Origin of the sequence: Prevotella sp. E15-22 (assembly GCF_023204875.1) — a bacterium.
Classification (GTDB): domain Bacteria; phylum Bacteroidota; class Bacteroidia; order Bacteroidales; family Bacteroidaceae; genus Prevotella.
In genome coordinates this window covers 1,264,927-1,289,820 of sequence record NZ_CP096247.1, presented here as the reverse complement: position 1 = coordinate 1,289,820, position 24,894 = coordinate 1,264,927, and the positions used below count along the sequence as shown (strand labels likewise).

The window sequence follows — 24,894 nt, the reverse complement described above, 5'->3', positions numbered from 1 at the left end:
TTTGATCGTGTTATTTATTTGTCTATCTTTTATTCCCCATAGGGGTGTATATAATTTGAGGGCGCTCCTCCCATTCCTTTCGAGCATTTTCTCTTTTGATTTTGGCTTTTCTCTTTGCCTTTTCTTTTGCTCTACGGTCTTGTTCTTTAGCCCTTTGTTTCTTTTTGCGCAGTTCTTTTTCTATTCGATCTTTGCTTTCGCCATTGGCCAACGTAACTCCATCTGGAATCGCACAGCGTCTCCAGACTCTACCTTGTGTATCAGTTACGTTTCTATTTGCCATTTGCTTCTTCTGATTTCCACCAATCTGATGGATATTTTTTCTGCTCACTATCTATCCAAGCCTCTGTACCTTGATAGGATGTACCAGCACAGAAGGATGCAGCACCTGATGGTGAGCTAACTAATTCAGATAAATCGATGTCCTGCTGCAAAATGTATAATTCGCCATCTTTTAGAGCAAGTTTCTTGTTAGCCATCACTTGTTTCCTGAATTCAGCCAATCCTTTGGGACAACTCTTGAAAGTTTCGCCAATGATAGTGCTGCCACTAGTAATAATATAGCGTTTGCTCTCACGATAGAAGTTCAAGAAAGCAAGCATACCATACTTGGGCATGTGCATCTTGAACTCCATGTATTTCTCTACCTCTGGCATCTTCTCCGGACGATCAAACACCTTGCAGCCATAGAAGCGAGTCAAAAACTGAATGTCCTCGAAGAAAAGCTCCATTTCATTTTGCTTGTCAGCTGAGAGGTGTGGCTCGTTGATATCCTTCGAGTTTTCGATGATATAATTGTTAGCTTCCTTAGCAGCTTTCCAACCAAGATATTCAAGATAAAGTGCTTCACTTGGGAATATCTCGTCTGACTTTGATACAAAAACTAGGGCCGTGTCCCAAAAGTCTTTCTTTTGCTTGTGGTCGTTTACACGATTTGTGAAGTCGTTGGTCTGGCCAACATAGGCCATAGGTTTCATGTTTTTATCTCGTCCCAGCAGAATGTAGAAACCATACTGCTGCAAGTGTGGCTGCTTCTTGGCTACTTCAGCCACTTTGTTGCGAGGCAGAACAAAGCACTCGCACGACTTGGTGCTACCCATATCAATGATACGAGCACCTTCTAAAGTCTTGTCGAGCAACTTAGTATAAACAGTAAGTATTGCCATATCTCTTGACTTTTAGAACTCAGCTTTTTTATTGACCTCTACTATCTACAACTTCAATTTTCCTTTCCACGTTTACTTCTAAATCCTCCTTAACAAATAGTTTGTAGTAGTCCCTAAACGTTTTCATACGTGTAATGTAAACGGGTACTTCTTCGCCAATTTTGCCATACTGGAGAATTAGATTGTTAACGTAAGGAATAATAGACTCATTAAGGTTTTTCTCTTCAAATCTTACCCATATGTCATTGCCTTTCTCGTCTTTCACATAACCGCCTGTTGGCAATTCTCCATAGCCATGTTCCACATTATCAATGAAATTCTTTAATAATGTCTTCTTAACATTCTCCATGTTGCCAAGAACCAAGTTGTTTCTTAAGTATCTGGCCATTCCAGACTTTGTTTCAAAAACAGATTCATTGAAATGATCTTTCTTTAGTGCCTTTATATCGTTGGTCATCCCCCATATCTTGAAGAACAGAATAATCTCCAAAATCCCCCATACAATCATAATTATTCCCATAAAGGTAATCCATCCAGGCATTTCATAGCTTGATGATGAATAACTACCGTAGTATGCAAAACTACTTGAAGCTGCTATTGCAGCTGATGCTAAGGCAAAGATTCTTTTCATAATTCTATATTGTTTGTAGTTTTATTTTCAAATAAACAATAATATTCTGGATTCATTATGTCTTAATCTCTATATAAATCAATGGAGCAGACATTAATGTATTTACTCAAGTACACATTCTCTGCAGGCGTCAGGACCTGTGTTGCTTTTTTGAAAGCTTCAATATTATCATCAGTTTCTGCAGACTTTCCATTCTTCAGTATACACTCAAAACTCTTGCGCCAAATTATTATAGCATTTCTCAAGTTACTGCTGATATCTGGTAACTCCGATGTTGAAAGTGATACAACATTGAAATTGTAATCTGGGTAACTTAATTGTAGATCCTTTTCACTTATTGAAGAATTATCAGGTTTCAACTTTGATGTTATAGCTATTGCTCCATCTACAAACACCGTAGTATAATTTGAAAGAGATTTTATGAGATTATATAAACTATCATTTTTTACACTGTCTTGTGGTATGATATACTTACAGTCCAAGTCAATTTTAAAATACTCTTGTGGCTCTATTTGAATTTCAAATTCCAAAACCTTTGAATTACCAATGTTATTTGCTCTGATTTGCTCTATTCGACCTTTTACGTTGTGAAAAATGCCAAGACTGTCCTGTAGCAATACCAGACCATCTTCGCGCTCCTGCCACAATTCGTCCATCTGGATAGAGTTACCAGTGTTATATCTAGCCTCTTTATATTTGAGTAAATACTCAACAAGTTCGTTTTGTTTCTCTTTTGGATGCTGCATTCTTGGACCACAAGAAGCAAGTAGGGCTACTGCCAATAAAAGAATAATTTTCTTCATACCTTTATAGAATTTAGTTATTAGATATTAAATAGATTATAATCCTCAGGCATCATCATATCCCAATCTTCAAGAGCCTCTATAGGGGAGAGACTTTTGCGCCGAGCAAGTTTATACTCGTATGTAAGGCCATAGCGTGAAGCTATACGCATGGCAATGCGATCTTGATGGAAGTATTTATTTCTTTTTCTGAACATTCTGTTTAAACTATCTCAACCTCCCCAACAAGTATTCCGGCAGGCGACCAAGCCTATTAATACACTGCAAGGGAGAAACTTTTTCTCTATGTCGTTTAGGCACAAATGCCTTGGTGGTCTTTGTCGGGTAGTAGTAATGGAAAACCAAAACTGCTAATTGGCTACAAATATAGCTAAATTTTAACAAACTAAGTTAGTTAAGCGGATTTATTTAATAAAAATTTTCGTAATAGGGCGAAATCAAGCCAATTTAATATTTAAAATGCCGATAAAACCATTGGTTTTAGATTGTAGCATCAATTACCCGCTCTCGATTCTTTAAGAGTACCGAGAGTGGGGAAGTGGAACATTAATGAGCTAATAATGGGTAATGTGTTTGGTGTAGAAATCCTTCAGGGGGAAATCCTTGTTGGGGATATAGGAGACGCCTTCAGCTGCACACATGCGGACGATGTTTGAGATTGGAATTTTGACGGAAGTATCGTTGTCAGAGTCATGGCCAAGAAGATAATATTTGGAGTTATCCTTCAAGATAAAATAAGGGTGGATGGTAGACTCACGCCGTTTCTCGTCAATACTAGGATAGTAGGTGATGGAAATGGGCGTCTTGGTGCGGATAAACTCATAAAGAGCACGGTAACGCTTACAGTCTGTACTTGAAGGAATGTTCTTGTAAAGTACAATTGGGTCGCTGGCTGGGTCGAGATCAAACATATCCGCGAGGCGCTTCGAAAGCTCCATATACATCAATGTACCCTGTATTTCATCGCTGAAGCGGATTGCCAGTAGTGCTGATTGAATATGCTGAAGTTCTCCAAAAGTCAATACATTATTGTAAATTGTAAAATTCGGGTCTTCATAACGGAAATAAACATTGAAGCTTTTCTTATGAGCTTCCAGTTTTTGTTTGTAACGATACCTTATAGTGTCCAAGTCTCTACGTATGGTAGTTAAAGAAACAGGTCCATACCCCTCAAATTTGAGAGATTCATTCACTATATCTAGTATCTCATACACGGAGTACCCGCGCCTTTTATGCAGTAGTCGGTCGATGATGATCTCACGAGCTACAGAATGTTTCGTGTTTGCCATCTTTGTTATTATTTCTCTTTGTCTAATAAAATCGGCGGCAAAATTAGACAAAAAGATGAATATTTAACCAAAAAGAGAAAAAAAACTAAGTTAGATAGGTGTTTTTGTCTGATTTGTGGCTAAAACTTTCCATTTGGTGCACACTTTTGCGATTAATTAAGCAAAGTGGTGTCCATGATAGATGGTATGACAGAGGAAGAATTATCCTCGTCTGAAAGGTGCTGCTTGTAATGATTGTACGTTTGTTTAAGGATATCATCAAAAGAAGCTTTGAGGTCGTGCTTGTAGTCGAACTCCTTTTCCGTCACCTGCAGAACGTGACCTGCAGCCATAGCTATGGCACCCAGATAAAAGGCTGGCTTCTGGAATTTTGAACCTCTCTTGCTGAAAACTTCGAGGAAAGCTTCCTCAAGGTCGTAAGCAAGGGAACCGATGTTTTCATTCCAGAGCTTCTGCAGCTCCTCGTCTGTAGGATTCTTTTTCATTTTTATTGGATTTTAGAAATAGATGGTTGTATCACCGAGCCATTCATCATTAATCTTGATGCTTATGCCAGTATTTATAGTGAGCTTATAGCCAAATCCAGCTGCTGCATTTACCATGTTGTCAACAGTAGGCTGGAAATATTCGTCATACTGATCATTTAAATTCTTGTTCATGTGGTCGCAGAACTTATGGCCGAATGAAAATACGCTATCAGCTGAGGTTTCCGGAAGGCCTTTGCTCTCGATGTATAACAGTTCCATTGTTCTTGGAGCTGGCTGTTCTATGGTGTCGTTCTTGTTACAACTTGCAAAACTGATGACAAGTGATGCGAACACCATACAGAATGCACCTTTTAGGGAGAATACTTTCGATATTATATTCATCTTATCTTTTCCATTTTTGTACAAAACCTCGGCAAAGGTACATAAAATATACGAAAGAAAGCCATTTAATAGTTTTTTTTCACAAAACTCCACCAAGGGCGATGGGATAGACGTCGTGCTGGGGGAACTTCTCACAGCCGATATACAGTGTATCGAAAGCGTCGGTGCCGTCGGTACGGTGCTCGAGCAGGTCCTCTTCGGACTCCGGCTGCTTTTCCATAGACTTGTTCTTGCGGAAGCCGAGGCGCCCACGTTCGACACCGGCAGACTGAATGGCCAGGATAAGGTCATCGTTATTCTGGCGATTGAAGAACGGCATGAGGCGCTGCTTGCCAGCGAAGCCCTGATTGATGAGGAGGTACTTCTCGTCGTGGCGCATCGGGTTGCCCAGGTACACATCCTGTACCTGCCACCCGTGGCGCTCAAACTCATGGACGACGACATAGCGGAAGTCCTGGTCGTTAACGGCATAGTTCGAGCCGAGGGCCGTGGCGTCGTAGTAGAAGATGACCGTCTTGTTCTGATGATAAGCGTAGTATGCGCAGAAATCATCGACCAAGGCGGGAATCTTACGTTCGAATTTGACGTAGAAGGATTTGAGGACGTTCAAGCGGTTGCCGCTTGGCTGTCCTGCTACAATCCAGTTTATATTGGCATTGTAGTCCATGCCGATGCAAATTGGGGCCAGAGGGTTAACGTCTTCATCGGCGCGGCTGTCTATGCTGCTGCCGAGGGTGGAGAACTGCGACGCGGCTTTTATGTCGTAGTTCTGCTGGCTTGTCTCTTTCAGGATCTTGTCATAACCGAGTTCGTCGAGGTACGCAAAGTTCGAGGCATCATACTTGTGATGCTCCTGCATCGACGAATAGAAACCGTCGTGCGTGATACCTATGCGCTGACACAGAATACTGGTCTGGAATGTTTTCGGAGTCAAGTCGCGCTTCATCTGACGAAGATACTCTTCGCCCAGGAGCTGCAAGTTCTCAATGGTGCTGTACTCCTTGTAGTACACCGCCACTGAGCGGAACTTGTTCAGCGACTGGTCCAACCATTTGAGATAGCCCTTCAGGTACTGGGGAATAGGTTGGTGCTGTTCTTTCAGGCGGGCAATACGCTCTTTTGTCTCCCAAATCTTGTAGATGGTGCCCTGAATCGCCTCGATGAGCTGGGGATCCATCTTTTCCCGATAATGCAGGAACCAGGAACCTTTCTGCGTCTGGGGCATATCGGAGAGAACCATCATGGCGTGGTTGAAAGAATGATGGCCGAAGTACGAGCGAATACCGCCGTTGGCAGGTAGTGTCTCATCCTTCAGCTTATTGTAATCAATGAACTTGGCCTCGTCAATGAGAAGCCAAGATAGGGTCAGAGAGTTAGAAGAACCAGGGCGGTCCTGAGAGATGATAACTGCTATGGAGCCGTTGTAAAAGGTGATGACGTGCTCATAGTCAGCAGGCTCGGTGATGGGCTTACCGAAGGACTTTGGCGGCTTACGGCCAACCACATAGTGGATGCCGTTTAAGTAGCCCCAGCGCTTCCATGCAGCCAACAGTCCAGGGATGGTGTTCGTGAGGCCATGCTTGAATGTCGGTACCACGATACCACCCGTACTGCCCGGCATTCGCTGCATATTACGCAGCACGAATGGCGAGGCGATAGAGTCCGTCTTACCAGTACGACGGCCAGCGACAATGACTGTTGTCTTGGCGCCGATGTACTGGGCCATGAGCTGTGGCTTGTTGAAGTACACACGCTTCTCGTGCTGGCGGGCTTCAATGTCCCAAGCCTTGGTTAAATCATTCTGCTGGCTCATCTTTCTTTTCGTCGAAAATCTCTTCAAAGTTCATGTCGGCTTCCTCGTACTCGATATTCAGCGTATCAGGGTTAGAAGCGCCCAGTTCCTTGGTAAGCTTCTTGATACGTTCGTCGATGTTAGGTACAGGATTGATACCAACGACACGTGGATCGGTGGTGGGGAAGAAGGGCTGCACTACTATCATGTGATATGGTACGGCTGTCTCGTCCTCGACGTCGATGCGGTTGTATTTAGCGTAGGAAGTGGCGGCTTTTTCCATTGTCTTTGTATCCTTGCGCTTCTTGGCCATCTGGTACGTCTCCAGTATCATCTCATTATAGCGCCAACGGTGATAGTCGCGTGAGGCCTCTGAGAGATTTGGTAACAGGGACTTCACGATTTTCAGGTCAGCGTAGGCAGTGACCTTGCTGATGCCGTAACGCTGCATGATCTCATCCACGAACTGGCGGTCTTTAGCGTCGCAGTTAGAGATACACCACGTCACCATATCACGCAGGCGGAGAATGTGGTCAACCTGTGTGATAGCATACTTGGCCTCTAAGTCTTCACGCTGTGTGTAGAGGTCAGCTCGGGCGATATCTATGATACTGGGTAGTGGCATTATTCGTCGTCTTCCATATCCATGAGATTCTTCTGGGCGTTCTCTAGGGCGAGGGGAGAACCCACATAAGCCAACTGCATTTCCTGATGCAGCAGCTTCACCTTTGAAGCGGCCTTGCCCTTGTGGTAACGCTTGCTGACTTCAGTAGAACGGTCGGCAATATCCTCGCGGAGCTTCTCTGCGGGAATGTCGAAAAGTACGGCTATATCTGAGATCTTTAGGTAGATAGAGGCGTATTGCTCTACTTGATTGAGCATTTCTTCGGTGTATTCTACTTTTTTCATGATGGCTTATTGGTCTTGGATTCGTTGAATGAAAAGGTCGTAAAGCGGAACGCTGTGATTTTCGATTAAATCGGTAATCTCTGCGTGCAAGCGGGCGAAGATGGCCTTGTCCGTCGATATAAACGCTGACTCGTGGCGGTTGCCTCGGGTCAGGTTCTGTGAGGTAATGACTGAGACTGTAGCGCCAGACTCAGCCTGTACCAGCAGAATCTTCGAGTGATTGTCAGTGAGAAAGGTGCGCTGAATTACCTGTGTCATGAATGACCAGAGCTTCAGTGTTTTGTTCGTGGCCTTGTGGTCAAGAACCAGATTGAACTCGCTGACGCGCCCTGATTTTTCGATGAAAAACAGTCGGCGCAGGAACTCCTCGGAGATAGAGAATGAAGTTTGCCACACCTTGGCTGTGCCTACCTGCTCCAGAATCCATTCAAGTAGGTCGGCTACCTGAACGGCATTGGAGAGATAGGCTTGTGAAGGGCACTCTGAGAGTGGCTTCACAACGTCAGCCATGGATGCGGTACGTTTCATTTCTTAGCGGGCTTCTTTGTGGTACGCTTAGTAGTGGCCTTCTTCTTAGGCTTTGCCTCAGAAGTAGCGGGCTCCTCTGCAGGCTGCTCAGATGATTCGGTTAATTCTTTGGGATTAACCGATACATCGGCAGGATTAACCGATGCTTCGGACACTTTGTCGGTGTTATCGGAAGCAGGCTCTGACTCGATGGAATCTTCATTTTCAGGGCTGGGCTCTTCGACTGTTACTGGAGTACCAGGAATAAAGTGGTCGTAGATGTCCCAGTTCTGAACGCGCTTCTTATCGAGGGAAATGATTTCCTTCAGGAACGGATAACGCTCACTGTCTGGGCAGGTGGCGTTATCGAGGCTGAGTGAGCGTAGTTTCATATGCAGCTCACGCATACGATGAACGATGTCCAGATTCTCTACATAAAGTGCCTGAATCTCTTCGGGCAGATCGTCGTGGTCTGGACGCTTGCCAGCCTTAAAATCGGCAAATTCCTCGGATTTGCCGGCATCGGCTGTGCTTGAATCTGCGGCAGGTTTGATAACCTTTTTCACGATTTCATCGACCTCGGACTGCATCTGGCAGACCTGGTCGCGGGTGAGCTTCTGAAGACGGAAATTGAGGTACTTCTGAAGCTGACCTTTGATGAATTCTGCCTTCCCTTTAGGGTTGATAGAGATGTTATGATACATGATACGGTTGCCCGTAAGCTGGAGCAGCAGAAGGGCACCTTCGTCCCAATCTTTCTGGCTGTCAGGTGTGTTCACCCAAGCCTGCAATTTGGAAGTGAATTGTGGGTCTTGATTCATATTCTTTGAGTTATGTTTTACTTTAGAGTTTGTTATTTATCCCGCTGAGAAACAGGAGGTTCTTATTAAATGGTTCAAGTGCTCTTTGCATAGCTTGAAGTGTCTGACCAGTGGTCACGAAGTCATCAAAACAGATGATGTTCTGCTCCTTTGGAACGATGTTCACATCGAAGATGGCACCTACGCGCTGCTTGGTTCGGCAAGAGCAAACATCCTCGTAAAACGGGATGTCAAGACGTGCTGCTATATCTTCCGAAATGCGGGTGGCAAAGTTCTTCACAAGGTGACGTCGCTTAGGCGTGGTGATGATGCACCAGGAGCCTTTCGAGAGGTCAGGTCCGATAAGCTCATGAACGAATGAGACCATCGTGGTGGCGAAGAACGGAACCATACTGTCATCGGCTTTGATATCAGTGAGCGTTCGGCCATAGACAGACTTCTGCCAGTACGAGAGGAAGAACAGGCCAGAGCGGCGTGTCAGGCGGGGGCGCGGTGTGAAGTCGCAACGCGCTTCCACCGTCTTATCCCATCCTTTGCGCTTCTGTTCAGCAAATATATCCTGCTCGCGCTTTGCCTGAATATCTTTTAGAGCAAGCTGCGCACTCCCGATATCAGGGACTTCTATCTCTGATAGCAGGTCGCCCATATCTATTGGAGTGCGCATTCTCTTTTGATTACTTAATATTGTTTCTTAGACTAGTCGCCATTTGGCTCAACTATATTGACGGTGAACCACTTCTTATAACCGGCATATATATCAATGGTTCTAGGAGCTTTAATTGGGACTGATCCACTGCCACCCCATGTTGCCTCCGTACCATTAGCATTCATGGCGATTCCAACATCTTCGTCCTCTCCACTTACCCAGAGAGCAACACGAGACATCTTGACACCAGTGACTTTGAGAGAAGAGAAACTGTTGTAGATAGTTATAGTACCTTTTGCTGGGTCAACTTTTGAGCCATTGACATACGCCTCAAGGTATTGAGCGTCATTAATTACTACGGTACTACCGCCTGAAGTGCTGCCTCCTGTACTACCACCAGTATTGCTGCCTGAAGAGCTTGAAGAAGTGAGGGTGATAGTGAACCAGAGTACATCATATCTGTTGTCGCCTGTTCCTTCCTGACGGTAAATCTTAACTGTCTTAGGAGCGGTGATTACATCTGTGCAAGTAGCTGATGTGCCTGCGGCGTTGATTTCAATCTCGGTCTCCATCTCATTACCAGCTATATAAGAGAGGTATGACATGTTAGAACCACTGAACTTCATAGAAGTCAGGTTGCCACTTATACTAATGGTACTACCTTTGCTAACACTGCGTGACTGACCATTGATTACAACGGTACTGTTGTAAGTGGGATTCTGCGAACTGGAGTTATTCCCATTTCCGCTATTGTTGCCACTGCCAGAGTTGTTACCGCTGCCAGTGGCCGGATTAGGGTTTGCAGTAAACGTGCCGTCGTCTGTATCAATAGAACCAGAATAGAAAGGTGCTGGGCACTCGTCGGTGGCTTCCACATTGATGGTGGTAGAGGTGGAACCTGTAGCACCCTGTCCCAGATCCTGGGCAACTGAGGTCTTTGTTGGCCATTTGTCAGAGCCAACGACACGGACAGCGCCACGCATATCCTCCACGAGGAATACGTTATCGTTGTTGTTCAGGTAAGCAGCTGCTGCAGATGCCTCCTGGTCAACACCCGGATGAACGGCTACCAGCTTGTTCAGCTGGGTCTGCGATGGGTACTCGCCCTGAGCCTCAGAAGTCAGCTGAGACTTGTCGGAGATGATATCGATAAACTTCCACTTCGCGTCGGCACGCAGGACGAAGTCGCCTATATAAGTGGCAGAAGTCAGTCGGCCGTTAGCATCGTGCTGAAGCGTAGGCCACTGCAGGATGTCATACTTGGAAATGTAATAAATACGGCGCTTTACGCCAGGAAGCTCGGGTTTGCCTTGGCACCACGCGAGCGATCTTTGTACTGATGAACAATCAGGCATACTTATAATGTTTAAGGGTTATTGATTTAAAAGAAAATGGGAGTCAGAGCCTTCACAGGTACCGGCTCCCCAAAACTCAGACGAAAATGAAAAAGGTTTTAATAATATGAAGAACAACAGATTATTACATGAGTGTCAGATTCTGTTTAACCTTCGCCACCTTCTCCAGCGTTTGCGCTTCCCTGAGCAGGAGCACCGATTTCAATGACCTTCAGGCGGCGCTTGTCGATAGACTCGAACTGACAGCCGAAGAACATGGTGGCGATATACGAGAGGATGAATGGCTCATACTCCTTGACCATAACGTTCTCCGTATCACCCATTTGGTCGTAGCCGACAAGCATGTTGATCTTTGGAGAAACATGGATGAACTTAGAGTCAGCCTTGTTGGCCAGCGGACAGAGAATCAGCTTGCCGTTAGAACCTTCGACGGCGTTCTGATTATACTGGTTGTTGTAGTTGATACCCGCATGAGTCAAGAGATAGCCCTCGTTGTACTTGTCGGCGAAGTCCTGTGAGCAGTACATGTAACAAGTCTGAGCACGAAGATGAGGATCCAGGGAGAAGAGAACCGACTTGGCGATATCCACGGCGTTTGCGGTGGTGACTGCGTCGGTGAACTTCATATAGTTGCCTTCCTCCTTGGCAATCTTTCCGTCCTTGATTTCCTGCTCGGTGATGGTGTCGAAACCGTCGAAGAGGTCGAGGGTGGTGTCACCAGAGGCGTTGCGCTTACCTGCCCAGATGGCGTTGTTAAGGTTCTCCGACAATGACTTGGCAATCAGAGCCAGTACGTGCTTGGCTGTGGGTGCCTGCATCTGACCGTCGCCCTTGGTGTCGCCGATGGCGCCAAGAAGGGTGGAGATGGCGCTGTTAGGCTCGAACTGAGCCACTACCGAACCAAAGAATGTCTCCAGTGTGCGGAAGTCCAGGTCGAGATTGAAGCTAGAACGACGTGTGGGCTTGTAGGGGGCGAACTGAGCGTTGCCGTTGAGTGCTGCCACACTCTCCTTGTAACGGATGCCCGGTCGGCCAGTCATGAACTTTAATGTGTCCTGAATACCGATGATGGGCAGCATGAGGAGGTCCTTGCGGTACTTACGAGCCGCGTCCTGATACTCCTCCAGAGTAAATTGAAGTTTTCCTGCCATAAAAATGATAAGGTTTAATGGTTGATGTTTAGTTTTGAGTTGATGTCAAGAGGTTAAGGCAGTGCGTCGAAGAGTGACTGCGCATTGGCACGTGACTCGAAGTACAGCTCAGCTTCCGTCTTCTCAACGTTCTGCTGCTGGTGCTGGTCATTAACCACGTGGGCGGTAGTGTCACCTGGTTTTTTCTTTAACGTGTTTACCTCGGCCTGAAGCTGTGTGTTAGCCTCTGTGAGTGTCTGTTTCTCGTTCTTGAGCGTCTGGATCTGGGCGTTCAAGTCGTTGATGGTCTGCTTGTCCGCGCTGATGGCCGACTCGATAGAATCCAGCTGAGCGTCGTCAAGTGTGATTTTGCCGTCCTGACTGAGCAGGTGCTCGCAAGTGAGGATAGCACAGATAGAAGTGAAGATCTTTTTCATTGGGTTTACGGTTTGTGAATTAATAAGTTCTGGTTTCTTAGAATTGCTGAAGCACTGAGTCAGCGCGTTCAGGAACTTGGCGAATGCAGACTGGTCCTGCGCAGTCAGGTGCATAGTAGGCATATTTGGAATAGGAATGCCTGCAGCTGACATGGCGCTGGCCATGGTGTCGGTGAGTACGGGGGCATCCTCGTCCTCGTAGTCAGTCAGTTCGTCCACGAAGCCCCATGCAAGCGCCTCCTGTGCGGTGAGCCAGCCTCCCTGCTTCATCAGGTCGAGAAGGTCAGCCTTGTCCTTCTTGCAGCGTGTGGCATACATCTGGGCGATGTTAGCGTCCAGCTTGTCGAGGTCGGCCTTCTGGTGCTCGATGTTGTCAATGAGCGCCTGCAGGTCGTCCGAGTTCATCTGTCCCCATTCAAGGAAGCCTACGCTGCATTTGTGAACAAGATACATGGCTGACGAATCCATCGTGATGTGCTTGGCACCGAGTGAAGCGATGGTAGCAGCAGAAGCGTTCATGCCCACGAAATGCACGTTTACATTGCCGTGACGCTTGAATGCCGAGAAAATTGAAAGGGCGGTGTTTGACCTGCCCCCCAGCGAGTCAATCAGGACGTGGACTTCTTTCCCTTCATGCTTGGAGAGAATGTAGTCCACATAGTCAGCATCGAAGTCATAACCTCCGACGAAGCCCTTCAGGTGAAGTTGGTAATTAGTTTTTGTGTTGGTTGCCATAATGCGTATGAATTATGGCGCAAAGGTACATAGATATAAAATGTGGCGAAAAGACGGTGAGAATCGCCTCTTTGCCACATATCAAGCTGCAGGAGCAGGAAAATCACTCAGTACAAAGTGCCAGGGCTTTCTTTGCTGTGAAGGAAACCTCGAACTTTCTGACGGAGGTGTCACCGTCTGGCTGACCCGTAGAACTGGTGATTTTGACGGTGGGGTATGGCCGCTCCTTGCTACCTATAAGATATGTCTCGCCATTGACCGTCTTGATGACGAATGCCGGATGATTGTAGGTAGGCACGTCATCGAGCGAAAGAAACGTCAATTTTGCCTTTTCAATATGACTATTGTTGTCAAACGACTGTTCCACCTCACAGACGGCTTCACCCTTCATGGTGATTTCGTCGGGTACAACTTCCAAGCTGATGGGGATTCCCGCTACTGAGCGGTAGACAACATCATCTGGAAGGTCGTCATATGCGATATACGACACATTGGTAATTCCTGGGAGAGATACACATTTACTCATGGCCTCATAGTTTTATTCTGCTTTTTCTGCCTTTTCTTCCTTTTCTTCCATTGTCGAAATTTCTCAATAATGGGGTTGAAGTCGTGAAGATTTTTTTGAATTATTTGTGAGATAGTTCTTTCTGAGGCGCTGGTATATCTTTGCGATGGCGTCCCAGCAGGTGCCGTCCTCCTTGATACCGCGCTGCTCCATGAAGAGGTAGATAAGGTCTTTCTGCTGAGCACCGATTTTCCCGAAATCATGCAGGTACTCCCAGACGTCTATATCGAAATCTTCCTTGATACGAGCGATAAGAGCGTTCTTTCCCGTATCGGTGATGTAGTTATACAGACGTGGGTCGTGGGACTTCGAATAGGGAATGTTGATGGCAACTTCTCCTTCTTGCTGACGCGGGGGCATGACACCTTGCGGCATACGGATAGTAGCCCGCTGGAGAAGTTTGCTTTCGATGGAACCACGGATTAGTTGCACAGGATTACCGCCGCCATGACGGTGAATAAACCACTGGCGAAGGTAAGATGGCATCTTCAGATATACACAATAATCACTCATAATGTATTACTTTACAAATATGTTACAAAGATACTAAAAATCAAACAATTACAATAAGAATTTCTTAAAAATCTGTTGATATTTCTGATATTTTGTTGTTTGACCCAGGATTATTCCTGAATTCCATGGGCAAAGGTAATACAAGTGATGCATATTTGCTAAGACAGGAAAGGCGACCCTTTTAGGAGTCGCCTTGATTTTATGCGGATTAAAGTTGCAAATTTAATGGTTCCAGCTACTAGAACCTGTTCTTTTAACCGGAACCAATATAAGTATTACATATATCTCATTCTTTTCTTTAATTCTGCACCACTAAGAACAGTCTTTTTTCCATTCATATATTCAATTGTAACAGATGAAAGGTGAAATGTGTTGGCTGTTCCAGAATAGAAACGTGGATTACTGAAATGCCAATGGGCTATATGATTATAGTAAATATAATATGGAGTGTCTGGCAACGCATCTACTGGCCCTACACCTCTATATTTCCATTCTGTACTTCCGTTGATTTCATTCCGACATTTATCGCCTACTGCATTTAAAAAATATCCTTTAAAATATACATACTTTACTTTTTGAGAACTACCGTTCTTGAAAGCAATATCAATCGAAATTCCGTTAGCACTATCCCTATGCCATCCCTCTATTTCTATATATGCCGGTGCATGGTTTCGCAGAAAAGCTAGCTCTTCTTCTTTTATTTCTTTTATAGCAGCTGCCTCCCTCTCTGCTGTAGCTTTGCGCTCTTCCTCCTTGATTCTTTCTTGTTCTTCTTTTCGTGCTTTCTCTTCTGCCTGTCTGCGGTCTATTATTTTCATATTTTCTCTTGAAATGATTGCCTTTACTTGCGAATCATCTGTTGATGGCAGATAACCAAGTGGGAAGTTTATTACGACATTATCTGATGCACTGCTTTCAAAATATTCTGCACAATCATTATTTAAAATTGCATAACGATAATAAGGACGATTCATAAAGTCACGCAGCTCTTTAAACCCAATTATTGTTATAGGATCGCCTATTTTTATGTAATTGTAAATTGAAAACCCTTTAGGATGCAGAGAAACAGGGGCTGTTGTCTTATAATAACCTCGAAATGCATTATTACGAGCATTAACACAAGCTAATTTGTAGAATTCTTTTAGCTTTTCAGCTGCATCTTTTCCGTCTGCTTTTGGTAGTTTCTTTAACTGCTTTTCCTCTATGTCAAAAGGAAAAAATTTTAAATCGATTATTCCTGCATAATCATCAGAATAAATACCAATAGAATAAATATCTTGCTTGTGTTTATATGCAAAGACTGTTACACTACTTCCGCTTTGTATAATTTTCTTCCAACCATTGTCAACAATGTTAAATCCTCGTGCAATATTAGCTTGTACCTGTGCAATTGCATTTAGGTTAAAAACAAATAAAGCTAATGCTATTAATGCTGATATTTTAAATTGTTTCATAATAGTTATATTTTTAAGTTTGTTATTATGAGCACAAATATATACAATTTATTTATATAGTAAATATAAAATGGCTATTATTTAATAATTATAGCAGTAATTTAACATTAGCTATGTGTCCAGATTATCTTCTGAACACATAGCCATCAGTGAAATAATAATCATCGATGAAGAGATCACGAGCATATGCTTCGTAATCGAAGTATGAAGCAAGATGGCCCATCATATTATCGAGATTGTAGCACTCATCCACGATGTGCTCAGCGAAATCCTTTTCAGAATCCCATTTACCCATGTAGCGCTCCTTGAAACTTTCTATGCTTTCATTGCCGAAAGCATCTGAGAACGCTTCGAAGGCTTCCCTGTCATCATCATCCAAATCAGCAAACTCCATGATTTTATCAAATCTTTCTTCATCGATACCACTTTCTGAATACCAGGCACCAGGGAAACATTCATAATCCTGATACATCAGCTCTGGATCCTCTTCATCAGCGTGAAGATTATGACAAACCTCCATGAATGTATCAAAATCGCCACACTTGACCAAATCAACCCACATACCAAAGAGGCTTCCATCATTGTATTTAGCGTATGTACCTACGTAAACGGCGGGATGACCATCCTCGCAATCATTCATATAATACTCAACTGACATCTTCTGAAAAGAGAGCTTACCGAGATAATTCTTTTCCTCTTTAGCGAGGGCTTGAAACTTTGATGAAATATTGTTCTGCATAACTGTATGAATTTAATTGTTTAACTTCTAGTGACGGCCCTCTGTGTAGAGGACTTTTTACGATGCCTTGAAAATTGGGCGAGGGAAGTGCTTAAAGGCAAGGAATGGCAAGGAAATTTTCTGGAATACCATCATTTTCGTGGACTCACGAAAATGGTGGAAGGCTGCTGGAAAATTTCTGCCGGCATCGGGAGCTCGTCGACCAGTACTTGCAGTGCACGGCGAGCATTAAATTTGCAGCGGGAAAAGTCTGGTACACCAAGAGAAGGGCGGCATGTTAAACAGCTAAATTCGTTATGCAGAACTGCATTGAAGTAAGCCCGGACTATTAAAATGAGGATTATCGGAAAGCATTCTATTCTTAATAGATGTCAGGCTTCTATAAAGATGGAGAAGGGATTGTTACCTGCCTATAACCATGTACGCTAATGGCAATGATGACTTCATAAACACATGGGCTGATTTTGTGTGGCATGAGATAGAAAGGGGGTGTGATTCCTATTAAATCATTAAACGCTGGGGTGTGGATTCTGTATGTATCACTTTATCATATGGGGTGGCTGATACTTAAAAAGAATCGATGAAAGAGAAAAAAGATTAGAAAATCATTGGTGATTTGCAATTGATGACGGATAAAGGCCTTTGCTTCTTTAGTGCTTCAGAAAGGATTTCAGAAAAAAAAATGAAAAGATATATGGGTACTACATACTACAAAAGGATAACTGCCTGACTATATGATGGTTAGCCTCGATAATTCTGTAGTACCTTTGCAATGTAGTAACTAGTAGTACCTTTCAAAGATGTGGTAATTTATTGCTTTTCAAGAAACGAGGGTACTACAAAAACAGACGGCTAAATACCTATAAATCAGAGGTGTTTTTGATTTCAGAAATGCCTTGTAGTATCTGTAGTACCTACATTTCGTACCAAAATTTAAAATTCTCGCGCCTTGTTTTTATCTATAAATCTTCATTTTTGAAGATTCGCAAAGGCGAGAATACTTATATATAAATATAAGGCGTGGGCGGAATAAAAATAAAACTTGTTTTTTTAAAAAAAGGACTGCTGGATTAGATTTCCAACAGTCCGAAAAAAAGAAATATAAAAATTGAAAAGAAAACTACTTTTCCTGAGTAATAGCGGTATCATAAGAGGGAACGACGAAGTAGCCATAGCGCGGCTTTCCGTCATCTGTACGCTGGGAAACGGGCTTGAAGCCCATTGTTACCAGCGCCTGGCCGACAGTCACTTCGTTGACCTGCTGCGCCTGCGATGAAAGCTTGCGCTTGTCCTTCAGTTCCTCTACGATCATTCGTGCAGTCCTGAAGACGCCTTTCTCTCCAGCTTCTGGCAACTTGTAGTATAGACGGAGAAGGCGAAGAGCATTGCTCTCCTCGACGTACTGGCGATTCTCCACAACGAACTCCTGGTACTCCTTTTGAGACCACACGGGGTCAAAGCCACCATCAATCAGCATGATTGCCTCTGCCCATAGCTGGTCGACATCGAGGCGCTTGCGGTAGTCATCGATGGCGTCCACCTCTATGACTGCCAGACGTCGCATCAGGCCGTTGTCCGGCTTGCTGATAAAGCCTCCCATACGCTGATTCTTGTTCGATGTGAAGCAACATGATGCGACACGAGGAACTTTCTCTGCGTAACGGGATCCTGGCCGCTTTATCTCAATGACACTGGCTGACATGTATAGCTTGAAGTCCTCTTCGTTGCGTTTGCTGATTGCCGCAAACTCATCGAAGTTCAGCAGGAAACGCTGCGTAAAGCTGATGGGCATGGAGAAGAGCCTTTCGTCCTTCTGAGCCACTTGATAATATTCCTTCAGGCATGGCGGTACCAACAGTTCAAAGAAGGTGGTCTTACCGATACCGGCCTTTTCTCCTACAAGTCCTAACGCCACGTCGTTCTGATGGATACCCAGGGCACAAGCAGCTGTGGCCACCAGCCACTTACGTAAAATCTGATTAGCCCTGTCCTTGTTCTCCTTATCATCCTGCACCAGACGCAGGGAGGTACATAAAAGGTCAATCTGCGAGGGGCCTTTGTATTTCCCCCGCAGAGACTCCAGATAGTCACATATAGGATTGAACGACTCCATATGATTCGGACTCGATAGCAGCATTCTCAGCTGCTTGTCCGAAACCTTGATTTCGTCTGCAAAGGCATGCAGGAGGATATCGTTTTCAGTAACCGCATACTCATAATGAAAAGAACATTCAGGTGTCGGACTTAGCGATACTTTGGAACGGTCCAGAAGATTAACCCTGACGATATAGTTTTCATTGAGCCATTCCTTTATCTGATCGAGGCGGTTGTATGAATGGTTATTCGATACAGTAGCCGCGAGCTGTTTTCTCTCTATCTTGTTCATCTTTCCTCTTGGCTAGGTCGCCTGTCTTCGCCAGGCATTTCTACTATGGTTGTCATCTCTCTGATACGGCCACCGATTTCAGAGCCATACCCAATGATTTCTCCTTTCTCGTCGCGCCATCTGGCTAATGTTGCTACTTTGAAGTTGGAAGTGAAGAATGTCCTGGCACCCATGTTGTAGCGCTTGGCAATAAGTTCCTTCATGGGGCGAATTTTGTTACCGAAGGCATTCATCTCCAACTTCTCACGGCCCAGTTCGTCAATGAAAAGGGGACGTGTAGTGAAACTCTTGAAACCTTTCTCTGCTATCATGTCACAGAGGTCGGAAGCTGATATCATCTCAACAGTCTTACCAGAAATGAAATGCAGCACCTCACAGAAGGAATGCATAAGAATGGTTTTCCCACATCCGTTTTTACCAGCCAGATAGATTCCTTTATTAATATTCCACTTACAGTCTTCTGAACCGATGGCATATAGATACATCTGATTCATGATTTCCCTGTTGTTGTCGTCTATCTCAAACGGCTCGAAATAGCCACGCTCAGCCAGGAATTTACGGGCAAAAGCGTTTAAAAGCTTCCAGAACTGATTCTTCGTAAGTGCTGAATTATGCCACTCGCGAAGATCCTTTGTAGCCTCCATGTATTCATGCTCCTGAGACTTGATGACTTCATCTATCTTCAAGTCCATTCTGGACTTTAATTCCTGATTAGTAGTCGCCATCGCCACGTCCTCCTGCTACGGTCGGTTGTTCATAACTCTTCTCTGTGACCTTGAAGAACTTCGTGTAGCCACCGGCCATCGCGAACTGCAGGTATTCAACTGCAGTGGCTTCGTTGCCTGCGCTCAACTTCTTCAGATAGGCGAGGGCAGCATATTCCATCCTGCTCTTCATGCGTCTATTGTGCTGCTCTTCCAGATATTCTTTCCAATCCTGCCAGGCTTTCTTGAAAGAACTGCTATCCCATGGAAGTGTTACTTCCTTAGGCTCTATATCCGAAGACTGTTGTTGTTCAATTAGGTCGCATAAATCAGTGGCCTTATCTTTCATGTGGTTCCACTGGCGAACGAAATCCTTGTGCCGCTTCTCTGTTGTGGTCGGCATGCCAGATGTGATGAAACTGTTCAGCTCGTCGTTTGCTCTCTGCAGAGACTGCCAGAACTGGTTCATCTTTGATAATAGGTCGTTTTCTTGCTTCATATATTTCTTTATATTATCATACGAAGGAAAGCCATCACCAGATTTTTAACTGTGTGACGTTTTCCTCGATGCGGAGGTTAGTATAAGGCTGATGACGCTTATACCGGACTTCTTTCAGCCGTCTTTGCATCATCGCCTTTGTTAATTCCAGCGAGCGTGGGGATGATATTACCTCACGCTCGCCAGACAGTTTGTTATAGGCAGTAACGATGTACTTCACGTCTTGATTTCTATTGAACATGCACCGCTATCGACCAGCATGTTAAGGTGTGAGACGAATAATTGGAACTCATCTTCTGTCTTGAACCACATCCCTTCAGCATGATCGTCGTTACAGTAGGTGAATACGATATCACCCCGGCTGGTGGTCTCCTTCTGAATTTTCATTCTGATTATCGTTTAATTCAGGTACAGGAATACTGCAGCCTAGAGAATCGGCACCCATGGCCAACATAGTCTTTAGACCAAAAAGGAACCCTTGAAACTGGGCTTCGTCGTCAAACCACATTTGAGTTTCAAACTTGCCCTTGTTGAACTTCAAGGTGACTCTGCCGTCTTCCTCTCTCTCAATCTTTATTATCGGCTTGTACATCTTCAGTCAACTCCGTACTAATTGTTATCTCTTTAAATCTCGGGAAGGCCTCCAGAAAGAACTGGGCAGCTATGATGGCTGCGCCGTTTTCCTTAACGGCCTTCAGGCCACTCTTCAGGTAATCCATCAGATTCCATCTCTCCTGGACTCTGAATGCTTCATTTGTGTTTTGAATCTTGATTTTCATTGCAAATTGTTTTATTTAAAAATTCAACATATGTTCTATATCTCACGCAGTAATGTCCGTTGATGCAGCACCTGCCTTGTTCGCATGTTTGACATTTCTCTGGCATAACTCTTTGAAAAATGCCCTCCATCGTATTCTTCCCAGAGGACGGGGGAGGGACTTTATTATCCAGTTCTTCAATATCAATTGTTACGAATGAATGCTACTATCTCACTTTTCAGGAAGTACACTTTTCTTCCCATTTTATGAGACGGAACCATATTCTTCTTAGCTCTCTTATACATCGCAGATGCTTCAATGCCAAACAGTTTCCCTGCTTCTTCGGCGTTAAGGATTGTATCCTCAATATCTACACGGTCTATTGAAATCATCTCTATTGCTTGTTGATAAGTTTGCGCCAATGACTACTATAACTGCGGTCGACTAATTCTCTCTCTCTTTGTTCCAATGTAACCCCCACAAGGACTACGCTGGCATCGTCGGGGAAATACTTGGCATGAATAAACACGCCTTTCTCCCTGCCCATAGTTCGATTGTACTGAGTCAGTTGGACTGATATGGAATCAAAGACACTGCAACTCTTAAATGATCCCTCCGATACATCTCCTGGCTTAATGGAACGAAACCACTTTGCTCTATTCCTGATTCTCATTGCACTATACATATCTTATATATATAGGAGGGTTTGACATCAGGAATACAATTCACGGATGGAAGACTGTTCTTTCCATTAGTAAGTGATACTCTTTTACTCTTCATACATTTCAGTTTTCAATTATCTAATAATCACATAGCTACATGATTGGGTCCATTCTGAACCGTGGTGCAAAAATATAGTAAAAAGTTTCCACGAAATGAACACTTTTGAAAAATGAATCAGCTGCTACTAAGTTATTAACTCAATCTCCTAAGTTTTTAAACACTTGAATACAAAAATTAACTTCAAATCCTAACAAACAAACTTAGTTTACGTCAAAATTCACACAAAAAAGGTCAAAAATGTAAGTATTTCAAAAAAAATAGTCGAAAAAACGCAAAAAGTGGGTTCATAATTTGGTAGTAACACAGAAAATGTGTACTTTTGCACCCGTCTAAGAGACTAACTAAGTTAGTTAAGTGGACAAAGGGCATAGAGATGCCCACTGAGGCAAGACTTTTTGAAGGAAATTGGCTAATGTGTACACTTGGATAATAAGTAACACATTTCTTTATAACCAGTTGATTTACAAGGTAGGTTTGAATACCGCCGGAATCACATTCAATGGTTTGCGACAAAGGAACGGAGGTTCCGTAGCTCAACTGAATAGAGCATCTGACTACGGATCAGAAGGTTGTGGGTTTGAATCCCGCCGGAATCACAAAAAGCAAGGAATAGCGAGCAAAGTTTTACTTTAGCTCGTTATTTTTTGCTTTTTGTAACCATTAGCCCGTGGCAGGGCTAAGGGTTCGACAAAGATTATCAGAGAAGATAAACTCTGCGAAATGGCATTATAATATGGACTTTCATCTATGCTTAGAGACTTCATCGCAATCGACTTTGAAACGGCCAATCAGGAGCCGTCGAGTGTCTGCTCAGTAGGAGTAATCATGGTGCGTGAAGGGCAGATAGTTGACTCGTTCTACAGTCTGATTCAGCCTGAGCCAAACTACTATAATTATTGGTGTCAGCGGGTGCATGGTATTTCACAAGACGACACAGACGATGCGCCAGTATTTTCCAAAGTATGGCAGCAGTTGGAGGAGCGTATTGTCGAAGTGTATTATTCTGATCAAGAAATTGACGACATAAGATACCAGATTGCCACCATTCCTTTCGTGGCTCACAATGCCCGCTTCGATGAAGGTTGTCTGAAGGCTGTGTTCAAGGTGTACCAGATGGACTATCCTGATTATCGTTTCTACGATACTCTGACTGCTTCCCGTAGACAATTTGGCCAATCACTGCCCAATCACCAGCTTCAAACCGTAGCATCTGCCTGTGGTTATGACCTACAGAACCATCACCATGCCTTGGCCGATGCAGAAGCCTGTGCCGCAATAGCATTATATCTATTGTAAATTTCCTACCTTTGCATCGTTCAGTCCTGGTAGTCCCTGAAGCCATTCAAACTATCATCAGTTCTTTCCCTTATTAATAATATAGATGCCCAGCGCAGCCAGTCCGCCCGCCAGGGCATATTTCGCGTGAAACGTCTCGCCCAGACAGAGACACGACGTGACAGCCCCCACCACCGGAATCAGCGAGTTATAGATGGCCACACGCCCCACAGGATTCACGCTCAGCAGTTTGTTATAGAGTGCGAAGCCAATGGCCGATATGGCGATGAGCAGCAGCAGACACACAATGCCCAGCACGTTGACCTGAGGCAACGAGCCCCCCAGCATCAGCCCAGGCACGATGAGCAGCAATCCGCCAATGGTCAGGCTATAGCCCGTTCCCACAAACACATCCACCCTCCTACTCAGTCCGCGCGTCATCAGGTTCGACAGCGCCCCGCAGATGGCATTCAGGATAATCATGCCGTCGCCAATCCACGTAAACCGTCCACTGTCCGCCCCGCCGATGTTCAGTGCCATGATGCCACCAAAGCCCACGGCACAGCCCACCATCTTTCGCGTGGTCAACTTGTCGCTCTTAAAACAGGCACACGCCAGCAGCACCACCAAGAACGTGCTCAGCGAGTTGAGGATAGCAGCCCTCGACCCCTCGCTGTGCGACATGCCCACATAAAAGAAGAAATAGTGCAGCGTGGTGTTCATCAGCGCAAAGGCCAGCACAAACCACCAGTCGCCCTTCTTGCCCGCACTCATCGGGCGCCCACCAGTGCGCGCCACCGACAGCACAATCAAGCCCGCCATGGCAAACCTGATGCCGGCAAACAGCATCTTGCTGCCCGTCATGTCGGCCGTGATGCCAAAAGCACCGAAGCCCAACTTAATCAGTGGGAAAGCCCATCCCCACGCCATGGCCGCCGTCAGGGCCAGCACCACCACCCATGCGGGTCGCTGAAAGATGCTGCCCTGCCCCGTTTTCGTCTCCAGGCCGTCCTTGTTGCCTTGTATCATTGTCTCTTTTGTTCCGTCAGTCGTTAATAAAGCTCTTTGTCGTCATGTCATAATAGAGCGCCTCCAGTTCCTGCAGTGTCAGTTTCTCCACCGAGTGCTCTATGATGCGAATCAGCTCGTCGCGCCTGTGCTCGTCCGTCTGGTTAAACCTGTTCATGTATGCCATAATCGAAAAATTTCTGCAAAGGTACGAAAATTCCCACTCATTGAGGCATGAGTGGGAAGAAATTAAATGATTTCATTATTATACCGAAATTTGGTATCGTGACTACCAACACTTGGTAGGCAGGCTACCAATGCTTGGTAGTGTGGCTACCAACGCTTGGTAGTATGGCTACCAAGCCTTGGTACTGTGCGTACCAACGCTTGGTACGAGATATGGCATTATCATCTTAAATCATGAAAAAAAATACTTTATCTTTAACAATTGGCTGCGAAGCTACGAAAAATCGAAGAAAATATAGTACCTTTGCAGTCATGAATCAGTATGTAAAGATCTTGCGTTCTGCTTTTGTGGCAGGACTTTGTATTTCTGTGGGCTGTGTGGTGAACCTCCGCGTGGGGGGTGTGGCCGGCGCCTGTCTCTTCTCTTTCGGCTTGTTGGCCGTTCTTCACTATCGGTTGAAACTCTATACGGGCACGGCGGGATTCATTCGCGCCAAGGGCGACTGGACAATGCTCGCGGCGGTGCTGCTGGGCAACATCCTGGGATGCGGCGTGTGCGCCATGGCGTTGAGTTATGCGCAGCCTGACATCCTGCCGCCCGACATGGCTATTGTGGCTTCGCGACTGGAGAAAGGGCCCCTGCCCTGCTTCCTGCTGGCCATTGGCTGCGGCTTTATTATGACCACGGCCGTGCAGTTTGGCCGCGAGGGGCGATTCCTGCCCTTGCTGTTTGGCGTGCCGGTGTTCATCCTGTGTGGCTTTACGCACTCGGTGGCCGACGCCTTTTATTTCATGGCGGTGCCCGAGATGATGGGCCCGGAACTGTTGGCTATCTATGTGGCCGAGGTGGTGGGCAACTTCGTGGGCTGCAATGCTTACAGGTTGCTGGTGGAAAAATCTGTCCCGTTCGTGCATTAATGAACGGGATTTTTTG

Annotated in this window: 31 protein-coding genes and 1 tRNA gene; 3 read left to right on the top strand and 29 right to left on the bottom strand. The window is 45.0% G+C overall.

Annotated features, from left to right (window positions below):
- Nucleotides 1-22: 22 nt before the first annotated feature.
- The 27 genes from M1D30_RS05170 to M1D30_RS05040 form a co-directional block, all read right to left on the bottom strand.
- Nucleotides 23-283, bottom strand: a complete 261-nt coding sequence (locus M1D30_RS05170) for a hypothetical protein (protein ID WP_248506992.1) — start codon at nucleotides 281-283, stop codon at nucleotides 23-25.
- Nucleotides 273-1,166 (bottom strand): GIY-YIG nuclease family protein, encoded by an 894-nt coding sequence (locus M1D30_RS05165; protein WP_248506991.1) that lies wholly within the window; start codon nucleotides 1,164-1,166, stop codon nucleotides 273-275. Before M1D30_RS05165 ends, M1D30_RS05170 begins: the two co-directional genes overlap by 11 nt.
- Nucleotides 1,167-1,194: 28 nt before the next feature.
- Nucleotides 1,195-1,797 carry a hypothetical protein gene (locus M1D30_RS05160; RefSeq protein ID WP_248506988.1) on the bottom strand — a complete coding sequence of 201 codons (603 nt, stop codon included), beginning with the start codon at nucleotides 1,795-1,797 and terminating at the stop codon, nucleotides 1,195-1,197.
- A 62-nt stretch (nucleotides 1,798-1,859) separates the two neighbouring features.
- Nucleotides 1,860-2,600: a hypothetical protein gene (locus M1D30_RS05155; protein ID WP_248506985.1), complete on the bottom strand. Its 741-nt coding sequence runs from the start codon at nucleotides 2,598-2,600 to the stop codon at nucleotides 1,860-1,862.
- Between the two features lie 554 nt (nucleotides 2,601-3,154).
- Nucleotides 3,155-3,622, bottom strand: a complete 468-nt coding sequence (locus M1D30_RS05150) for a WYL domain-containing protein (RefSeq protein ID WP_248506982.1) — start codon at nucleotides 3,620-3,622, stop codon at nucleotides 3,155-3,157.
- A 419-nt stretch (nucleotides 3,623-4,041) separates the two neighbouring features.
- Nucleotides 4,042-4,374 (bottom strand): hypothetical protein, encoded by a 333-nt coding sequence (locus tag M1D30_RS05145; RefSeq protein WP_248506980.1) that lies wholly within the window; start codon nucleotides 4,372-4,374, stop codon nucleotides 4,042-4,044.
- 12 nt (nucleotides 4,375-4,386) lie between these two features.
- Nucleotides 4,387-4,758 carry a hypothetical protein gene (locus M1D30_RS05140; protein WP_248506978.1) on the bottom strand — a complete coding sequence of 124 codons (372 nt, stop codon included), beginning with the start codon at nucleotides 4,756-4,758 and terminating at the stop codon, nucleotides 4,387-4,389.
- 79 nt (nucleotides 4,759-4,837) lie between these two features.
- On the bottom strand, nucleotides 4,838-6,571 hold the full coding sequence (locus tag M1D30_RS05135) for a hypothetical protein (RefSeq protein WP_248506976.1): 1,734 nt from the start codon (nucleotides 6,569-6,571) through the stop codon (nucleotides 4,838-4,840).
- Nucleotides 6,555-7,175: a hypothetical protein gene (locus M1D30_RS05130; protein WP_248506975.1), complete on the bottom strand. Its 621-nt coding sequence runs from the start codon at nucleotides 7,173-7,175 to the stop codon at nucleotides 6,555-6,557. The genes M1D30_RS05135 and M1D30_RS05130 overlap by 17 nt, the downstream gene beginning before the upstream one ends.
- Complete coding sequence (locus M1D30_RS05125; protein ID WP_248506973.1) at nucleotides 7,175-7,459, bottom strand: hypothetical protein; 285 nt, start codon at nucleotides 7,457-7,459, stop codon at nucleotides 7,175-7,177. The genes M1D30_RS05130 and M1D30_RS05125 overlap by 1 nt, the downstream gene beginning before the upstream one ends.
- 6 nt (nucleotides 7,460-7,465) lie before the next feature.
- Nucleotides 7,466-7,987, bottom strand: a complete 522-nt coding sequence (locus M1D30_RS05120; RefSeq protein WP_248506970.1) for a C4-dicarboxylate ABC transporter — start codon at nucleotides 7,985-7,987, stop codon at nucleotides 7,466-7,468.
- Complete coding sequence (locus tag M1D30_RS05115) at nucleotides 7,984-8,787, bottom strand: hypothetical protein (RefSeq protein WP_248506968.1); 804 nt, start codon at nucleotides 8,785-8,787, stop codon at nucleotides 7,984-7,986. The genes M1D30_RS05120 and M1D30_RS05115 overlap by 4 nt, the downstream gene beginning before the upstream one ends.
- Before the next feature lie 22 nt (nucleotides 8,788-8,809).
- Entirely contained in the window at nucleotides 8,810-9,451 is a 642-nt protein-coding gene (locus M1D30_RS05110) for a hypothetical protein (protein ID WP_248506966.1), read from the bottom strand.
- Between the two features lie 32 nt (nucleotides 9,452-9,483).
- Entirely contained in the window at nucleotides 9,484-10,788 is a 1,305-nt protein-coding gene (locus M1D30_RS05105) for a hypothetical protein (RefSeq protein ID WP_248506963.1), read from the bottom strand.
- Between the two features lie 146 nt (nucleotides 10,789-10,934).
- Complete coding sequence (locus tag M1D30_RS05100) at nucleotides 10,935-11,939, bottom strand: hypothetical protein (protein ID WP_248506960.1); 1,005 nt, start codon at nucleotides 11,937-11,939, stop codon at nucleotides 10,935-10,937.
- 53 nt (nucleotides 11,940-11,992) lie between these two features.
- Complete coding sequence (locus M1D30_RS05095; protein ID WP_248506957.1) at nucleotides 11,993-13,090, bottom strand: ATP-dependent Clp protease proteolytic subunit; 1,098 nt, start codon at nucleotides 13,088-13,090, stop codon at nucleotides 11,993-11,995.
- A gap of 103 nt (nucleotides 13,091-13,193) precedes the next feature.
- Nucleotides 13,194-13,616: a hypothetical protein gene (locus M1D30_RS05090; protein ID WP_248506955.1), complete on the bottom strand. Its 423-nt coding sequence runs from the start codon at nucleotides 13,614-13,616 to the stop codon at nucleotides 13,194-13,196.
- A 63-nt stretch (nucleotides 13,617-13,679) separates the two neighbouring features.
- Nucleotides 13,680-14,168, bottom strand: coding sequence for a hypothetical protein (locus tag M1D30_RS05085; RefSeq protein WP_248506953.1), 489 nt, complete (start codon nucleotides 14,166-14,168; stop codon nucleotides 13,680-13,682).
- A gap of 275 nt (nucleotides 14,169-14,443) precedes the next feature.
- On the bottom strand, nucleotides 14,444-15,622 hold the full coding sequence (locus M1D30_RS05080; RefSeq protein ID WP_248506950.1) for a hypothetical protein: 1,179 nt from the start codon (nucleotides 15,620-15,622) through the stop codon (nucleotides 14,444-14,446).
- A gap of 124 nt (nucleotides 15,623-15,746) precedes the next feature.
- The gene (locus M1D30_RS05075) at nucleotides 15,747-16,361 is read right to left on the bottom strand and encodes an antirestriction protein ArdA (protein WP_248506948.1); all 615 of its coding nucleotides are present in this window, start codon (nucleotides 16,359-16,361) and stop codon (nucleotides 15,747-15,749) included.
- 1,120 nt (nucleotides 16,362-17,481) lie between these two features.
- The gene (locus tag M1D30_RS05070; RefSeq protein ID WP_248506946.1) at nucleotides 17,482-18,747 is read right to left on the bottom strand and encodes a virulence-associated E family protein; all 1,266 of its coding nucleotides are present in this window, start codon (nucleotides 18,745-18,747) and stop codon (nucleotides 17,482-17,484) included.
- Nucleotides 18,744-19,439 carry a hypothetical protein gene (locus tag M1D30_RS05065; protein WP_248506944.1) on the bottom strand — a complete coding sequence of 232 codons (696 nt, stop codon included), beginning with the start codon at nucleotides 19,437-19,439 and terminating at the stop codon, nucleotides 18,744-18,746. Before M1D30_RS05065 ends, M1D30_RS05070 begins: the two co-directional genes overlap by 4 nt.
- A 19-nt stretch (nucleotides 19,440-19,458) precedes the next feature.
- Nucleotides 19,459-19,950, bottom strand: coding sequence for a hypothetical protein (locus tag M1D30_RS05060; RefSeq protein WP_248506941.1), 492 nt, complete (start codon nucleotides 19,948-19,950; stop codon nucleotides 19,459-19,461).
- 34 nt (nucleotides 19,951-19,984) lie between these two features.
- Nucleotides 19,985-20,191, bottom strand: a complete 207-nt coding sequence (locus M1D30_RS05055; RefSeq protein ID WP_248506938.1) for a hypothetical protein — start codon at nucleotides 20,189-20,191, stop codon at nucleotides 19,985-19,987.
- Between the two features lie 325 nt (nucleotides 20,192-20,516).
- Nucleotides 20,517-20,729, bottom strand: coding sequence for a hypothetical protein (locus M1D30_RS05050; RefSeq protein WP_248506936.1), 213 nt, complete (start codon nucleotides 20,727-20,729; stop codon nucleotides 20,517-20,519).
- 182 nt (nucleotides 20,730-20,911) lie between these two features.
- On the bottom strand, nucleotides 20,912-21,100 hold the full coding sequence (locus tag M1D30_RS13730) for a helix-turn-helix domain-containing protein (RefSeq protein ID WP_256466177.1): 189 nt from the start codon (nucleotides 21,098-21,100) through the stop codon (nucleotides 20,912-20,914).
- Nucleotides 21,101-21,102: 2 nt separating this feature from the next.
- Nucleotides 21,103-21,255: a hypothetical protein gene (locus M1D30_RS05040; protein ID WP_248506928.1), complete on the bottom strand. Its 153-nt coding sequence runs from the start codon at nucleotides 21,253-21,255 to the stop codon at nucleotides 21,103-21,105.
- 758 nt (nucleotides 21,256-22,013) lie between these two features.
- Here M1D30_RS05040 and M1D30_RS05035 point away from each other — a divergent pair.
- Nucleotides 22,014-22,087: transfer RNA gene (locus M1D30_RS05035), tRNA-Arg, on the top strand.
- A gap of 151 nt (nucleotides 22,088-22,238) precedes the next feature.
- A complete protein-coding gene (locus M1D30_RS05030) occupies nucleotides 22,239-22,787 on the top strand; it encodes an exonuclease domain-containing protein (RefSeq protein ID WP_044110662.1) in 549 nt (182 codons plus the stop codon).
- 57 nt (nucleotides 22,788-22,844) lie between these two features.
- Here the strand turns inward: M1D30_RS05030 and M1D30_RS05025 are convergent, their stop codons facing one another.
- Both M1D30_RS05025 and M1D30_RS05020 read right to left on the bottom strand, forming a co-directional pair.
- Complete coding sequence (locus M1D30_RS05025; protein ID WP_248506926.1) at nucleotides 22,845-23,795, bottom strand: DMT family transporter; 951 nt, start codon at nucleotides 23,793-23,795, stop codon at nucleotides 22,845-22,847.
- A 16-nt stretch (nucleotides 23,796-23,811) separates the two neighbouring features.
- Nucleotides 23,812-23,961: a hypothetical protein gene (locus tag M1D30_RS05020; RefSeq protein WP_248506924.1), complete on the bottom strand. Its 150-nt coding sequence runs from the start codon at nucleotides 23,959-23,961 to the stop codon at nucleotides 23,812-23,814.
- Nucleotides 23,962-24,272: 311 nt separating this feature from the next.
- Here M1D30_RS05020 and M1D30_RS05015 point away from each other — a divergent pair, with 311 nt between their 5' ends.
- Nucleotides 24,273-24,878: a formate/nitrite transporter family protein gene (locus tag M1D30_RS05015; RefSeq protein ID WP_248506923.1), complete on the top strand. Its 606-nt coding sequence runs from the start codon at nucleotides 24,273-24,275 to the stop codon at nucleotides 24,876-24,878.
- Nucleotides 24,879-24,894: the final 16 nt, after the last annotated feature.